Below are 13,324 nucleotides of genomic sequence, written 5' to 3' on the forward strand. Positions count from 1 at the left end.
ATTACCCCTTTGCCGCGGGCTTACCCGTGTCGACCTTCTGCGAGGCTTTCGCCTCCTTCGGCTCCGACACAGATGCCTCCGCGATTTCCGCGTCGACGAGCCGGTCTGCGTGCGCGTCCTCGAAACCCGCGATATCGCCAGGCGTGTATTGCGCGTAATGCCGCTTGAACTTGACTACCTTCATGTTTTTCTCCGAACGGCGGCCCGATCACGACGGATCGAGCCGCACGGTTACGAGTTCGCTTACGCGCCCCAGGTCACGCCGACCAGCACCGAAATCGACTCGACGTGACGCGGACCGAAGTCGTTCTTCGCGATCACACGAATCAGCGTCTGATCTCGCTGGAATGCGCTGATCATGTTGCCGTCGGCGTCCTTGTAGGTCGCCTCCTTGCTGTAGTCGATTTCGAGCGTTTCTTCCTCGCCGATGAACACATCGCCGAAGTCGGTGAAGTAGATTTCCGACTCCTTGCCGGCGTCACCGAGATTGATCGGCACCTGCGTCGTCTTGCCGACCGGATAGCCCTTGAGCATGCCGTTTGCGAGTTCCGGATAGACCTTGTTGCCGTTCCCGTCGCGCAGACCTTCGAGGAAGCGAAACGTACGCGGGGCCATGATCCAGCCGGGCTGCGTCAGATTCGCGTCGGCGTTTTCGAGCGCGAGAATGGCCTTGCCGAGATCCGTTTCGATCTTCTGCAGCGTCGAGCCATCGCTCGCGGAGATGACGTTGCCGAGAATCGCCCAGAAGCGCAGGCCCTTCGGGGTGTTCGCCGTGCCATCGTCGCGAATGAACGCCTTGTCTTCGCGTGCACCGATCGCGGCTGTCAGATCGCCGACCACAATCTGATCGACGTTCGGATTCACGCCGGAATACTTGATGAGGTCGTTCGCGATCGGCACCAGGGCGGCCATCTTCTTCGCCGTGAGCTTCAGGTCATCGAACTGTTGTTGCGTCGTCGGAATATCGGTGTCTGCGCCGATGTAACCGACGATGGCACCGCCCTTCAGGCGCGGGATGGTGATGTTTCCGTTCGACAGCGGCAGCGTACGAGCGCCGAGCTTGCGAACAACGGACTTCGGACGCAGCAGCTCGATGACCTCGCTCGACAGGTTCTCGGGCACCAGAACACCGCCCGCGCTCGACGAAAGCGTATTGAGCGACATAGCAACGTCTTCGCCGAAACCCCGCTCGATCGCGATCTTCGACGCGAGCTGCGTGTCACCACGCGCTGCCGCGAGTGCGCGAACCATACGCGCCATCTTCGCGCCCTTCACTTCCGGAACCTTCGGCTGTGCGGGCACGGACGCCGCAGCCGGCGCAGTAACCGCAGCCGGCGCCGGATCGACCGGCACTGCGGCGGCGGCAGCCATACGCTCCGCGGCTTCCGCACGCTCGATTTGCGCGGTCAGATCGTTGAATTTCGAGCTGAGCTGGTCAAACTCGGCTTGCTGTTCGCCCGACAACGCGGTACCGCCCAACTCGATCTGGGCCAGCGCCTGAACGCGCTGGTTGATGGCAGCGCGTTCGCGGCGGAGTTCATTGATGTTCACTTACCCTTCTCCTAAAAAAAAAGCCACCCGGAGGTGGCAGTGCTCAACTGAGACGCGAACGTGCTCTGATGTTGATCGTGGGAATTCGTTTTTTTGCGACTGGTTAAATCATGGATTGCATGTTCATTGCCGCAGCACGTGCCGACACGCTGCGTCGAGCGCTCCCGCTCTGACGCTCGGCTCGCGATGCGCGCACTTCGGCAGCAATCCGGTTGATCGCTGCCTGCGGCGTCTCGATGCTGTCCGCAAGCCCGGCGTCGACGCCTTGCTGCCCGAAGAAGATGCCCGCCTGCGTGTCCTTCACCGCTTGCGTGCTCAAGCCACGGAAGTTAGCGATCGCGTCGACAAACTGCTTGTAGCTGTTTTGCACCATGTCTTTGAGAAACTGCATCGACTGGTCGCTCAACGGTTCATGCGGCGTGAGGTCATTCTTGTGATTGCCGGCGAATACCGACGTCACCTTCACGCCCTGCTGTTCGTCGCGCTTCGACACGTCCAGGTGATTCGCGATCACCCCGATCGAGCCAACGCCTGACGTGCGGCTGACGATTACGTTCGACGCCGCCGCAGCGATCAAGTAGCCCCCCGAAAATGCCGAGAAATTGACGATCGCAGTGATCGGCTTGACCAACGATGCGGCGCGAATATCGTCCGCCAGCTCGAACGCACCGGTTGCACTGCCGCCGTTGCTGTCGACGTCGAGGACAATATGTTCGACTGCCGGATCCGCAGCCGCCTGATTCACGGCAGTACGCAAACCCTCGTAGCTGGTCATCGGCTCGCATGCATTCATGTGCGCCGAGCGGGACACCAGGATTCCCGACACCGGAATGATGTCCATACCGGTATCGGCCACCAGGACACGGCGACGTTCCGACGCCGCAGCCATCTGTGCACCACTGTCGAACTCGTCGTCCTCCATGATCTTCGGCTGTACGCCGTTCACGGTCAGGTTGACGATGTTGAGGTTCAGCGCCTGGTTCGCCCACTGAACCGCGAGCGACATCATCGGGTCCGTGACGAGCTGCGGCTGGTCGAAAATCAGACTTGCAAGTCTGAGGTGCGGTTTCAAGATAGGATCCTCTCAATTTCGCCGATTTGGACTTTCGTCGGCTCGTTCTTCCCGGCAGCTACTTGCTGCGGCTTTGACGCGTCAACCATGTTCATCGGACTCAGGTAGACGTCGCCGCCCTTGACCGGCGGCATGTTTTCGAGCCGGCGAATATCGTTGATCGAAAGCCAGCCCCACTGGCGCCCGACCGCATAAGCGGCGTAGCGCGACGACTGATCGCCTCGCAGCAGCCCCGAAAGGTTGTATTCGATGAAATACTGCTTCCGTTCGGACGGCAGCAGCAGATCGCGCGTCTTCGCCTGCTCGTGCCGCTTGACCCACGGCAACAGCGTGTAGATGACGAACTGGAGCGACTGATGCTCGATATTGCTGAACGTCGCCCGCTCCAGCTCGTTCACCATGTGAGCCGGGATCTTGTAGATTCGCGCGATGTCGAGCGAGGAAAGACGAAGCGCATCAATCAGCGCTGCGTCGACATTCGTCATCGACAACGGCCTGAACGTCATACCCTCCTGCAACAACGCGACCTTCTTCGCGTTACCCGACCCACCGAATTTCGCATTCCAACCGTCCGTGATTCGATCGACGCTCGCCTGATCCTTCAGCGCCGGAGCATCCTTCGGCCGCTCGATCACGCCCGACAGGGCCGTGCCATTCATGAATGACTTCCCGGCGTACTGCTGGATCGCCTGCGCATGCCCGATTGCGTTCGCGTGAAGCATGACCGGCGAAAGCCCGGTATAGCCATTGATCGACATCCAGCGAACGTGATGCACCAACCGTTGCGGCATCGGTTCGGCCCCGTAGACCCGATAGACCGGCATGAGGTCAGAACCCTTCATCACCGTCACTGCCTCGTTATCCAGCGGATACAGCCCGAGAATCACGCCGTCCTGATCGCGATCGATGAAGCTGTAGCTGTTGCCGCGAAGGCCGACAGCAACCTGCGACTGCTCTTGATACTCAAACGGCGTCTGCCACGGATTCGGCTGGTATTTCAGGATCGAATACAGCGGATGGTCAGTCGCCGGCTTCCTGTCGTCGCCAGCGCGCTCATACAGCTCGATCGGCAGTTGAGCGATGCTCTCCGACAGCAGCGTGACGCAGTTTTGCAGGACCGTCAGCGAGAGCGCGCTCGCGGGCGTAACGACCTGACCTGCTTCCGATCGCGCGCTTCCCAACAGCGCCGACAACCAACCGCCAGAACCCGTTTGGGTTTGACTGGAATTGGACAACAATTGCCTACTGAAGAACATCGGGCTACTCCTTCGGCTGCCCGACTCGCTGCGCACGAGCCGCGGCCATATCCGCCAAGAGCGCCCACAACAGAAGCAGGACACCCGCAACAATCAGGCCGATCGGCAGGCTGATCAGCACTACCCCCGTGACCAGCAGCGCAAAACCGAGCAGGCCGGCCACCCAGGCCGCAATAGCAATTGATTTCAAACACCCACTCCTTGATCGTAGATCGACTCAGAATTGACTCGATCGGCCAGCATGGCTCGACCTATCGCCATGATCAGCGCCACCGCGCCGTCGATTTTGTTGTCGTTGCCCTGCTTGATCGGGCGTACCACGTCATCATTTCCCGGCAGATTCTTGCCGATCACGTTGCTAACGCACCAGGTCATGATCGGGTTGCCGTCGTGATGAAACCGGCCCGACGTAATCGCCGCCTCGAGCTCCTTCATCGGGTCCGACATGTTCGTGTAGTTTTGAACGATCGTGACTGGCGTCAGCCCTTCGTCTTCGAGCTGATGCGAGAGGTTCGTCGCACCGTGCGGGTCCAGTGGCGTGCATTGCACCGGGCATATTCGGTTCGCATCCTTTGCCTCTTCGAGAATGTCGCGATAGTCAATCTCCGCGCCATCCGTTTCAAGCAGAAAGCCCTGATTGACCCACGCCTGATACCGCTCCGCCATACGGCGGTTCTCGCTATTGCGCACCGTGTCTTCGGGAACCCAGAATCTCGGCGCAACGCAGAAGTAATGCCGTCTCCCGTCGATGTCGCGCCAAAAAAGGCGAGCCATGCTGTTCAAGTCGAGCTTGCGCGCCATATCGAGCGCGAGCACGCTGTCTTGCCCCTCGAACTGTTCAAGCGTCAGCGAGCGGTCCTCGCATGCCTTCCAGTCTTCGAGGTTGAAATAGCCTGCTTTGGCCGAGGTCCACACGTTCAAGTGCTTCGTCTTGAACGTGTTTGTGAAGCGTGCCGACTTGATCGCGCGCTGCTGCTGGCTCTCCAGATACTCCTGATAGACCGAGATTCCGATATTCGGATTGGCCTTCGCCAGCACATGCGGATCAGTCCAATCATCCCCTTCGTCGATCGTCCAGATCCAGCCGAAAAGCTCGTCGTCGGGAACCGTCCCCTCGAGCATTTCGATCACCTGCCGGCGCTTGTCGAAACACGGACCTTCGATGTTCGCGCCTGCCGTCGTGATGATGAACATGAGCGGCTGACGACGCGCGCCCATACCGGTCAGCATCGTTTCGTACAGTGCGGCGCTATCGTGCTCGTGATACTCGTCCACGATTGCGCACGAAGGCGAAGCGCCATCGCCGGGGTTGCCGATGATCGGCTCGAATCGACTCCCGTCGGCCGGCTTGTTCATGTTCGAGGCGTTGACCTCGATTCCAGCCGAATCGACCAGCATCGGCGAGCGCTTGACCATCAACTGAGCTGGACGAAAAACTTCCCACGCCTGCTTTTCCGACGTCGCGCCCGAATAAACCTCCGCGCCAAACTCGTCATCGAGCACGAACATCCCGATACCGACGCCGGCCGCGATCACCGATTTGCCGTTCTTTCTCGGCACCTCCCAGTAGCTCTCGCGAAACCGGCGCTTGCCGGTGCGCTTGTTGACCCATCCGAAGGTCGCCATCAGGCCGAACTTCTGCCAGGGCTCAAGCGTTACCAGTTGCCCCTTGAACGCCCACTCGCCCTTCGTGTGCGGCAGCAGTTCAACGAGCGCGAGCTTTCGCTCAGCGGCTTCCGGATCGAACTTCCACCGGAAATCCCTCTTTCGGCTCGCCGCAAGGTCGTCAAGGTGGCGCTTGCAAGCAAGTTGCACATACCGGCAAGCGATGCGCTTGCCACGAACGACCTCTCGCGCGAACTTGAGCCCCTGCTCTACGCGCGGGAAATTCGTCGCCATGTCTTCCAATCATTTGCCGAGCAGCTTCGCGAAAGGGTTGTCGGGTGTTTTCGGCTTCGCGCCGACCAGGCGCTGCCTGCTCGCCGGGTCGAGCCCCAGCATTGCGCCGAAGCTCGCCATTTGCGCCGCCGCCTCCTTCACAACGGTCGCGGCCGGATTCTTCATCGGACTGCCTTGCGAGCTGTCGACGACAGGGCCGTTGCGAGTCAACTCGTCCTGAGCAGTGCGCCAGTTGCCGTAGGCTGCACAGAAGATTTCGACAATGTGCAGGTCGGTCACTTGCAAGATTTTTTGCCCGCAAAGCAGCGGAACAACCCGCTCCCACATGTCACGCGCCTCACCGGCAATCCACTCCGGTGGCTCGATGTTCGTGACCAAGCCGAAATCAGGCTCATCCTTATTCAGCGCACGTTTGCCGGGATTTCCCGCAGCGATTTTCCGTGCGGTCGGCTTGGGTTTTCTGCCCCGCCCCGGCACTGACGCGATTCCTCCCACTGGCCAACTCCTGAATTTTTAATTTCGCGGGCGTAAAAATTCGACGAAGCGGGCGGTCCCGAAGGCGACGCCTCTCAGACTTTTTTGCCCCCCCTCCCCACGGGCCTCGACCCGGGCACCGCCGCCCCGAGCCAGCCGCGCGGGTCACCGCAGACGCTCGCGCGCCGTCTTCGCCGCGTGACAGCCTTTGCAGATCGCCTGCAAATTCACGTCCTGGTCCGTTCCGCCTCGCGCCTTTGGAACAACGTGGTCGACAGCAGACGCAGGCGTCACGCGCCCGGTTTGCAGACAGGGCTGACACAGGCCGATGTCGCGACGCAGGATGCGCTGCCTGATCTTGTCCCAGGCTGTTCCGTATCCCCGCGCATGGCGATTGCCGCGCACTGCGTCAGACTTCCATTTCACCGCCTCATGCACGTGCTGATCGCAGTGAGACTTGCCGTCCGCGACGAGCGCACCGCATCCCCTGTGTTTGCATGGCTTCATCGGGCGCCGTGCCATGATCCAACCCCAGCTAACTTTATTTGCACGCACGTTAGCAATTTGCTAACATACGTTCATGCACTCAATCGAATTCACCAAACAAGCCGCCCAAGCCCTCAAGGCAATGCCGCGCAACATTTCGGCGACGATTCGGGCAAAGATCGATGCACTGGCTACCGATCCCTACGCACCGAATCCGAACGCGAAAAAGCTGGCAGGCCAACCCGGCTACCGGCTCCGAGTTGGCGATTGGCGTGTGTTGTACGAAATCGAAGATGGCCGCGTTGTGATCGTTGTGCTGGCCGTCAAACCCCGTGGAGGTGCCTACAAATGACCGAAGTTCAATTTATCGAGCAGGACGGCCACCGGGCCTTTGCAGTTGTCCCCATCGAACTGTGGGACCGCGTGAAGGGCCTGCTCGAAGATCTCGAAGATGAAGCGCTGTTCGAGCACGCCAAGGCAAACGACGACGGCCGCCGCATCCCGGCCGCCGTGCTCGATGCCGAACTGGCTGGAGATCATCCCGTTCGCGCCTGGCGCAATCATCGTCGCATGACCCAAGACGCTCTCGCAGCGAGGGCGGGAATTAGCAAGCCCTATCTCAGCCAGATAGAAACCCGTCAGCGTATGGGCACTACTGACGCGATGTCCAAGCTAGCTAGCGTGCTTGATGTTCCTGTCGACGACCTGATCGAATTGCCACCGAGCCAGTCCGGCAAGCCGTGACGCGATGCAACGTGCCCGGCTGTTCAACGTTTTCACTAAGCCACTAGCATCGGGATCAATTGGAGGCGATGCGAATACGGCACCGACACCTTGCCTATGAGAACCTTGTCTGCACCGTACAGCAGGCCGTCGATCTCGACTCTCACCGAGATTCGTACTTGACCGCCTTCTGTCGACTCGCCGAGGCGCGGAATTGTCACAAAAGCCGTCGGCTCCTGATCCTCTTCGTCGATCTCCAACGAACCATTGGAGCCGATTCGCCAACCGATTCCGGAAGCGTATCGCCTGCCGTCGACTGCCGTTTCCATCTTCAGCGAGAAAAGGTTATGCAGCGACGTATCGGCCGCCTGCCTCGCATTAGTTTCGGCCCAGATTGCAGCCGAATTGTCGTCCACCGATGCTTGCACGGTATCGATGCGAGCCGATAGAGCCTCGTAGTTTCGGGCCGGCGGCGTAGGTTCATCGCTGCGCAGGTCGAACGCAGGCCGCGCCAGCCAGCGGGCGAGACGCACATAAAATCGTTTCATGGAATTCCCTTCTGTCAGCGCCGCCGACGGAACTGCTTCGGGTCGTAGTAGGCGGTGAGCACCGCTTAGCTCTGACGCTCGTCCCGTCGATCAGCGCAATGCAAACGCATGAATGCGACGATCGCCACAACTGCACGCACCCAGCGCGGGCGACGGCGAAACACCAAGACAGCCATATCAACTCCGGACGCGTAAACGAAAAAGCCCGCGAGGATTTCACCTTGCGGGCTCGTTGCACTGCTACGCTACTATCAAAGAGATTGCTCTCAGGCTGGCTCGACGATCACAACCCGTTTTCGTCGAGGAAGCGCCCCCATATTTCCAAAGCTTCGTCGGCTAGGCGAAATACATCAAAAACCTTGCCGTCTACTCGCAACTCCCATACCGTCAGAATGCTGTTGAATGGCACCGTACCAAAAGGTGCGTTAAAGAACGTATACCCCTTAACTCTCGCCCGGGCGTCGTCTCTTGGTTTTTGTGGCGAGCCCGTTAGGACAAGATGTTTTGCCTTGTCGCCGACATCTCGACACGCTTTGATCACGTCGCCCGATTCAAGCGAGTTAATCAGGTGCTGTGCAACCTTAGAATTCCGCTTTACGTAATCTGGCAGGTGCCGGATCGTGACGAAAAAGTTATAGACGTTGTCGATATGCGGATCCGAACGCATGCGTTCTCGCTCTCGCACCGCCTTGTTGTAAAGATCCCGGGGCGTCTCAAGGCTAAAAAAATGAGGATCCATCTGGATATCCATCATGTAGAAAAGCCCACTCGAAAACTGAGCGGGCCTTGGACGCAATGATCACGTGTATCGAATGTATGTGATTATTGTGGGTCAAACACACATTGTCAAGCAGTCTCACAATTTTTTAGTAGTCCAATATTTGATAACTTCCGCTCGATGGCCGACCACGCGACATCGATCACGCCAACTACGTCGGTCTTGCCGCTCCCTTCGAGCCATCTGCGCACTGATGCATTCTGCTTGCTGACGGTATTCACGTGAGCGTCGCAATCCTCTGCAACGTCGGTCAAACTGCGTTTCGCACCGAACACGTTTTCAATGATTGCCCGTCGTACGCGGTAGTGACTGAAACCCGAGCAGTACGCCTTCGACGCGTCGGTGAGCCATCCGATAGCGGCCTGCCATTCGAGATTTGGCACCCGTCCCGAACAGCAGGGCGAGCCGCACGAACAAGGAAGATCGCGGGGGGCCGCCCGCGCGACGATGACTGACAGGTGCAGCTCAGGCAGCTCCCAAGCCAAGGCACGAATCTGCCCAGCCTGGCCCGCACCATCCACGCCAACCAGGCCCATCCCCGTCCCGGACGACTCGCCGCGCAAGCGCTTCGCCATCATCGTTTCGCCGTATTGTTGCGTCGAAAATGCCAGTGCGAACCGCACTGCGTCGAATGCCGACTTGAATTCAATCTCGTTCATAGTGCCGCCGCCTGAGTCTGTTTGGTAATCGCGTGCCGCCATTACATGACGACCGTGAAACTGATGCCGTGATGTGTGAGCCAATCACCTATCGCGTAGCGCATCGTCCGATTGCGAGGCCACGGAAACGAGATCTGCGTACCGTGCTCCGTCTCGTCGATCTCCCCTGAGAACGGGCATTCGTCGAATGCGATGAGGTCTGCGCCGGTCACCCCATCGAAATGGCGGATCGCCGAGATGAGCAGCCTCTCAGGCACGTCGCTGTATAAGATGCACGCGGCTGCACTCATACCTCTTCCCTCAAATCAACTTGGCGCGCACCGCTCTCCAAGAACTGGCCGAGCGCACGGCATTTCTGGTTGCGGTAGACGTACGCCTTCGTCCGGAACACACCCGGCTCAACCCACCGCGGATCGGACTTCGGCATGTGCACCCGATGCATTTCGGGAATGAACGCGTCCACTTCGACGGCCGTAATCAGTTGCCGCTTGACAGTTGCGATACGGGCGATGCGGAACACGGTCGCATCGATCTCGCGCGTGCGCTCGTAGAACACGATTCCACCGCCACCGCGCTTTCTCGACGCGCTATACACCCCGTCCGGGATCTCAACCCACAATCTCACTGGCAATTCGCCTCTCCCATCTTTCGGGCCCGTACCGGCGCCCATTCCTCATATGCCCGATCCCACACATCGAACTTGATCTGCTTCGGCGTCCCTACGCGGTTCTGGTCGATCCACGCGTGACAAGCGCCACATCCGGGAACCGTGAATTCGTTTTTTGCCTTCAGACCACCCGCCTTGCCGTGTCGCCCTTGGTTCGAATGGCATGGCACCACCGTGTCGTCCATCGGATTCAGTCGACAGAGACCAGGCACGCGCAGATAGCAGGGCTCGCCGCGGCAAGCTGCGAGATACTTCGAGCCTTCGGCAACCGTCGCCCGCTGAGCTCGGCGCTTCATTGCGGCCTTTCGCGGCGCTTGTTCCGGCAGCGGCGAGCTTTTCCGGGACCATGACCCTCGCGACATCGGTTTCGTGCGCGGCTTGAATCCTGATCGCTTCATGCTGCTGCTCGCCCGGCGTCCACCATCGCGCGAATTGCCTTCCCGGCCCACGCAGCCGATTCGGCCAGTCGCTGTTCCCTCTCGATCTGTGCCGCGATTCGCTCTTGAATTTGCCGCGAACGCTTCGAGAAGCGACCTTCGTTGCCTTCGTGCTCGCATTTCCTGTTGCGGTATTTCGGCGGATGCTTCGGCTTCTGCATCGACTGTGGCACCGGAGCGCCGGGATTAAACCCGCTCGCGATGTCGTCGAAATCCGACGGCGGCCGAACGCCCGTATGCTCGGCGATTTGTCGCGCAGCAGAGCTACGGCCGGCGGCCCAGCTATCTCGCACGCGAGCCGTTCCCACGGTCGTTGCATCTGCGTCGATTCGCATTGGCCAAGATGTTCGTTTCGTCATGCGCCCACCTGCTGCGCGCCCTGATCACGCGGAATGTCGTTGAAGTAGGCGTACAGCGCCTCGTAGCGTTCTTCGCTTTCGCGGCTGACCGTACTGAGCATGTCTTCCATCCATTCGCCCGGCCCGGCCGCCTTGAACACCTTCGCCTTGTACTGCTCGAAGACCTGGTTCGGCTTCTCTTCGATGCCAAGCTGCTTACCGAGCTTGCGAATGCCAGGCGCCGTCTTCCACCAGTCCGGGGCGATCGTGGTATCGGACCCGGACGAGGTCGCAGCCACATCGCCTTTCAGCGGGAACAGGCCCGTCCAGCCCCGCAACACGGCCTCTTCGATGCACGCCTTCGGGTCTTGCCCCAGCGAGCGCAGCTTCGTCAACTTTCGGATCGACACGGTTGCAGCCGGGCGCGTCCACGGGGCGTCCTTGTGCTTCGCCTCGCGGTGTTCGCACCACATGTCCCAATCCTCGAACGCGAGCCAATCGGGCAATTCGATCGAACGCAGCTCGGCATGCAACGCAACTCGCGGCGCACGTCGTGCGCCTTGGTGGTTCTCTGACGGTTCCTGTGGTGGTTCATGGTGAATCGGGTGCAACCCATTGCACCCTTTTGCGAAACCCATTGCACCCTTTCCGTCGTCCGTTGCACCCTTTTTGCTGTTCGTTGCACCCTTTCCGATGGGTGCATCCGTTGCACCCTTTGAGCCAGCGGAAATGGGTGCAATCTCTGCACCGTTTATCCAGTCAGGATTGATGCGGTATTCGCAGGCACGTCCACGACCGCCGCCCGCGTTGGCAACCAGAATCAACCAGCCGCGTTCCACCATGTTCTTGAGCTGGTACTGCACGGCACGCACCGAACGGCGCGTCTTTTCCGCGAGCCTTTCGATGCTTGGGAAGATGTGTTCCCCGTTGTCGTCGCAGAAGTCGGCCAGCTTCAAGGCGAGTAACAGCTCGTGGTCCTCGCCCGGATACCGGTCCCACACCATTGTTTGGACCTTGATGCTCATGCAGCCTCGTCGATCGACAACTGGCGCGGATCATCGGCAGCGACGGCCGGCGCATTACCATCGAGATTGAGAACCCATCGAAGGGCTTCAGCACGCTCACCCTCGGCCTTCTCCAACTCAGCGGCGATCTGCTTACGGGAGCGCATACGCGGGGCGGCATCGCCCGTCAGCGCGGCCTTCTGTGCGCGCGAGCGCTCGTGTCCTTCCTTGCCTTCGGCGGCAGCGATGACCGCCTTCACCTTCTCGCGCTGCTGCTCCGGCTTCAGCTTCGCGAGCTTGAGCGCATTCGACACGGTGATCTGGTCCGCTTCCAGCGCATCACGCACCGCAGCCGTGCAATCGAGCAGCTTCAGTTGCTGGCGGACAGTTGGCACCTCGACGCCGAAGTGGATGGCGACGGTTTCTTCCGTATGTCCGACGTCGAGCATGCGCGCCATCTTCTCGGCACGATTGATCGGCGAGTCCTCATGGCGGATCTCATTCGCGCTGACCATCACGGCAGTGAATGACTTCCCACCGTCGTTGATGACCTTCTGTGGAATCGCAGGAATTGTGATCGGCGGTTCGCCAGCGGAAATCAGCTGTCGATTTAGCTCACGGGCATTGATAACGCGCGTCCGGCCATCGATAACCAGGTTCTTGCCGGTTTCCGGATCCTTGTAGAACAGCACCGGCTCGCGCACACCGATCGCACGGTAGTTCAGTACCGTCTTCGGGTTCGGCTCTTGATGCACGCGACGGTCGTACAGCGGGTGCGAAGGGTCGACAACGAGCTCGAGGTCATTCGGGTCCATCGCGAGCGCGGTTACCTTGCTCTTCGCGCCATATGCTTCAACGGAGCTTTTTGCCACGTTTCCTCCAGGAGAGATTCAGGCCGCCAACGCGTCGGGCGGCGGATTGCGATCCGAAAAATCGGGATCGCCTGGTGATCGGGTTGATCCGTCCGCGCGGTGCCAGCAGTACAGCGAACCTCGCCGATGCCAGAACCAGTAACCGGCGCACGTGCATGCCATCAGGCGCGTATTGCGCTTCTGCATCCACGCATCAACTCGGAAATCGCGCCGGCCGCAGACGTTGCATTGCGGCTGCCGTACGTACTCGTCGGGACGCTTCTTCAGCACCCGGCGCGTCTCGCAGTGCCGGCAGCGGCAATGGAAGCGGGCCATTTCAGTGACCGCACGGCACCGAACCGTCGAGGGATTCGACTGCACCGCACGACAGGCACTTGCGCGGATACGTCGGGTGTTGGGTGGTGTCGCGCACGATGCGCTTCAGCTCGTCGGACAGAGCCGGATGGCGCTGTCGCGCATCGGCCGTTTGGTTGGTCTGTTTCGCTTCCATAAATTTAAAATTTTTAGGATTGCTAAACCCTGACAGAAGCGCTCTCCGTCGAAAACGCTTTTGGCGGGGC

The 13,324-nt window shown here is 59.9% G+C and carries 21 protein-coding genes; 2 read left to right on the forward strand and 19 right to left on the reverse strand.

Features of this window, described 5'->3' with window-relative positions; all coding sequences use genetic code 11:
* Position 1 precedes the first annotated feature (1 nt).
* The 8 genes from AB3K92_RS17910 to AB3K92_RS17945 form a co-directional block, all read right to left on the reverse strand.
* Positions 2-184 carry a hypothetical protein gene (locus AB3K92_RS17910; protein WP_226286483.1) on the reverse strand — a complete coding sequence of 61 codons (183 nt, stop codon included), beginning with the start codon at positions 182-184 and terminating at the stop codon, positions 2-4.
* 59 nt (positions 185-243) lie between these two features.
* Positions 244-1,551, reverse strand: a complete 1,308-nt coding sequence (locus tag AB3K92_RS17915) for a phage major capsid protein (RefSeq protein ID WP_369465545.1) — start codon at positions 1,549-1,551, stop codon at positions 244-246.
* Between the two features lie 103 nt (positions 1,552-1,654).
* A complete protein-coding gene (locus tag AB3K92_RS17920) occupies positions 1,655-2,623 on the reverse strand; it encodes a S49 family peptidase (protein WP_369465546.1) in 969 nt (322 codons plus the stop codon).
* Positions 2,620-3,879 carry a phage portal protein gene (locus AB3K92_RS17925; RefSeq protein ID WP_369465547.1) on the reverse strand — a complete coding sequence of 420 codons (1,260 nt, stop codon included), beginning with the start codon at positions 3,877-3,879 and terminating at the stop codon, positions 2,620-2,622. The genes AB3K92_RS17920 and AB3K92_RS17925 overlap by 4 nt, the downstream gene beginning before the upstream one ends.
* A 4-nt stretch (positions 3,880-3,883) precedes the next feature.
* Entirely contained in the window at positions 3,884-4,069 is a 186-nt protein-coding gene (locus AB3K92_RS17930) for a hypothetical protein (RefSeq protein ID WP_014899207.1), read from the reverse strand.
* Positions 4,066-5,778: a terminase large subunit gene (locus AB3K92_RS17935; protein WP_334070309.1), complete on the reverse strand. Its 1,713-nt coding sequence runs from the start codon at positions 5,776-5,778 to the stop codon at positions 4,066-4,068. Before AB3K92_RS17935 ends, AB3K92_RS17930 begins: the two co-directional genes overlap by 4 nt.
* 9 nt (positions 5,779-5,787) lie before the next feature.
* The gene (locus tag AB3K92_RS17940; protein WP_059652952.1) at positions 5,788-6,273 is read right to left on the reverse strand and encodes a phage terminase small subunit P27 family; all 486 of its coding nucleotides are present in this window, start codon (positions 6,271-6,273) and stop codon (positions 5,788-5,790) included.
* Between the two features lie 144 nt (positions 6,274-6,417).
* The gene (locus AB3K92_RS17945) at positions 6,418-6,774 is read right to left on the reverse strand and encodes an HNH endonuclease (RefSeq protein ID WP_369465548.1); all 357 of its coding nucleotides are present in this window, start codon (positions 6,772-6,774) and stop codon (positions 6,418-6,420) included.
* 58 nt (positions 6,775-6,832) lie between these two features.
* On the opposite strand from AB3K92_RS17945, the gene AB3K92_RS17950 reads away from it, so the two are divergent.
* Together AB3K92_RS17950 and AB3K92_RS17955 are read left to right on the forward strand one after the other, a co-directional pair.
* Entirely contained in the window at positions 6,833-7,090 is a 258-nt protein-coding gene (locus AB3K92_RS17950) for a type II toxin-antitoxin system RelE/ParE family toxin (protein ID WP_369465549.1), read from the forward strand.
* Complete coding sequence (locus tag AB3K92_RS17955; protein ID WP_226286477.1) at positions 7,087-7,482, forward strand: helix-turn-helix domain-containing protein; 396 nt, start codon at positions 7,087-7,089, stop codon at positions 7,480-7,482. The genes AB3K92_RS17950 and AB3K92_RS17955 overlap by 4 nt, the downstream gene beginning before the upstream one ends.
* 35 nt (positions 7,483-7,517) lie before the next feature.
* Here AB3K92_RS17955 and AB3K92_RS17960 read toward each other — a convergent pair whose 3' ends face one another.
* The 11 genes from AB3K92_RS17960 to AB3K92_RS18010 form a co-directional block, all read right to left on the reverse strand.
* A complete protein-coding gene (locus AB3K92_RS17960) occupies positions 7,518-8,009 on the reverse strand; it encodes a hypothetical protein (protein ID WP_369465550.1) in 492 nt (163 codons plus the stop codon).
* 283 nt (positions 8,010-8,292) lie between these two features.
* Complete coding sequence (locus AB3K92_RS17965) at positions 8,293-8,748, reverse strand: hypothetical protein (RefSeq protein WP_369465551.1); 456 nt, start codon at positions 8,746-8,748, stop codon at positions 8,293-8,295.
* 107 nt (positions 8,749-8,855) lie between these two features.
* A complete protein-coding gene (locus tag AB3K92_RS17970; RefSeq protein ID WP_334011847.1) occupies positions 8,856-9,446 on the reverse strand; it encodes a DNA-binding protein in 591 nt (196 codons plus the stop codon).
* A gap of 41 nt (positions 9,447-9,487) precedes the next feature.
* A complete protein-coding gene (locus tag AB3K92_RS17975; RefSeq protein ID WP_369465552.1) occupies positions 9,488-9,736 on the reverse strand; it encodes a phage portal protein in 249 nt (82 codons plus the stop codon).
* Entirely contained in the window at positions 9,733-10,002 is a 270-nt protein-coding gene (locus AB3K92_RS17980) for a hypothetical protein (protein WP_369465553.1), read from the reverse strand. The genes AB3K92_RS17975 and AB3K92_RS17980 overlap by 4 nt, the downstream gene beginning before the upstream one ends.
* 65 nt (positions 10,003-10,067) lie before the next feature.
* Complete coding sequence (locus AB3K92_RS17985; RefSeq protein WP_134256713.1) at positions 10,068-10,511, reverse strand: nuclease domain-containing protein; 444 nt, start codon at positions 10,509-10,511, stop codon at positions 10,068-10,070.
* On the reverse strand, positions 10,508-10,885 hold the full coding sequence (locus tag AB3K92_RS17990; RefSeq protein ID WP_369465554.1) for a hypothetical protein: 378 nt from the start codon (positions 10,883-10,885) through the stop codon (positions 10,508-10,510). Before AB3K92_RS17990 ends, AB3K92_RS17985 begins: the two co-directional genes overlap by 4 nt.
* Positions 10,886-10,905: 20 nt before the next feature.
* A complete protein-coding gene (locus AB3K92_RS17995; protein ID WP_369465555.1) occupies positions 10,906-11,913 on the reverse strand; it encodes a helix-turn-helix domain-containing protein in 1,008 nt (335 codons plus the stop codon).
* Positions 11,910-12,764: a ParB/RepB/Spo0J family partition protein gene (locus tag AB3K92_RS18000; protein WP_369465556.1), complete on the reverse strand. Its 855-nt coding sequence runs from the start codon at positions 12,762-12,764 to the stop codon at positions 11,910-11,912. The genes AB3K92_RS17995 and AB3K92_RS18000 overlap by 4 nt, the downstream gene beginning before the upstream one ends.
* Before the next feature lie 18 nt (positions 12,765-12,782).
* On the reverse strand, positions 12,783-13,079 hold the full coding sequence (locus AB3K92_RS18005; RefSeq protein ID WP_369465557.1) for a hypothetical protein: 297 nt from the start codon (positions 13,077-13,079) through the stop codon (positions 12,783-12,785).
* A gap of 1 nt (position 13,080) precedes the next feature.
* A complete protein-coding gene (locus AB3K92_RS18010; protein WP_185734131.1) occupies positions 13,081-13,254 on the reverse strand; it encodes a hypothetical protein in 174 nt (57 codons plus the stop codon).
* Between the last annotated feature and the right edge of the window lie 70 nt (positions 13,255-13,324).

It is taken from the genome of Burkholderia sp. Bmkn7, from assembly GCF_041103175.1.
GTDB classification, from domain to species: Bacteria; Pseudomonadota; Gammaproteobacteria; order Burkholderiales; family Burkholderiaceae; genus Burkholderia; species Burkholderia cepacia.

What these genes read in the sequence shown, in the direction of transcription:
- AB3K92_RS17910 (WP_226286483.1), bottom strand. Translation starts at nt 184, where the DNA reads ATGAAGGTAGTCAAGTTCAAGCGGCATTACGCGCAATACACGCCTGGC.
- AB3K92_RS17925 (WP_369465547.1), bottom strand. Translation starts at nt 3,879, where the DNA reads ATGTTCTTCAGTAGGCAATTGTTGTCCAATTCCAGTCAAACCCAAACG.
- AB3K92_RS17935 (WP_334070309.1), bottom strand. Translation starts at nt 5,778, where the DNA reads ATGGCGACGAATTTCCCGCGCGTAGAGCAGGGGCTCAAGTTCGCGCGA.
- AB3K92_RS17945 (WP_369465548.1), bottom strand. Translation starts at nt 6,774, where the DNA reads ATGGCACGGCGCCCGATGAAGCCATGCAAACACAGGGGATGCGGTGCG.
- AB3K92_RS17950 (WP_369465549.1), top strand. Translation starts at nt 6,833, where the DNA reads ATGCACTCAATCGAATTCACCAAACAAGCCGCCCAAGCCCTCAAGGCA.
- AB3K92_RS17955 (WP_226286477.1), top strand. Translation starts at nt 7,087, where the DNA reads ATGACCGAAGTTCAATTTATCGAGCAGGACGGCCACCGGGCCTTTGCA.
- AB3K92_RS17960 (WP_369465550.1), bottom strand. Translation starts at nt 8,009, where the DNA reads ATGAAACGATTTTATGTGCGTCTCGCCCGCTGGCTGGCGCGGCCTGCG.
- AB3K92_RS17965 (WP_369465551.1), bottom strand. Translation starts at nt 8,748, where the DNA reads ATGGATCCTCATTTTTTTAGCCTTGAGACGCCCCGGGATCTTTACAAC.
- AB3K92_RS17970 (WP_334011847.1), bottom strand. Translation starts at nt 9,446, where the DNA reads ATGAACGAGATTGAATTCAAGTCGGCATTCGACGCAGTGCGGTTCGCA.
- AB3K92_RS17975 (WP_369465552.1), bottom strand. Translation starts at nt 9,736, where the DNA reads ATGAGTGCAGCCGCGTGCATCTTATACAGCGACGTGCCTGAGAGGCTG.
- AB3K92_RS17985 (WP_134256713.1), bottom strand. Translation starts at nt 10,511, where the DNA reads ATGAAGCGATCAGGATTCAAGCCGCGCACGAAACCGATGTCGCGAGGG.
- AB3K92_RS17990 (WP_369465554.1), bottom strand. Translation starts at nt 10,885, where the DNA reads ATGCGAATCGACGCAGATGCAACGACCGTGGGAACGGCTCGCGTGCGA.
- AB3K92_RS17995 (WP_369465555.1), bottom strand. Translation starts at nt 11,913, where the DNA reads ATGAGCATCAAGGTCCAAACAATGGTGTGGGACCGGTATCCGGGCGAG.
- AB3K92_RS18005 (WP_369465557.1), bottom strand. Translation starts at nt 13,079, where the DNA reads ATGGCCCGCTTCCATTGCCGCTGCCGGCACTGCGAGACGCGCCGGGTG.
- AB3K92_RS18010 (WP_185734131.1), bottom strand. Translation starts at nt 13,254, where the DNA reads ATGGAAGCGAAACAGACCAACCAAACGGCCGATGCGCGACAGCGCCAT.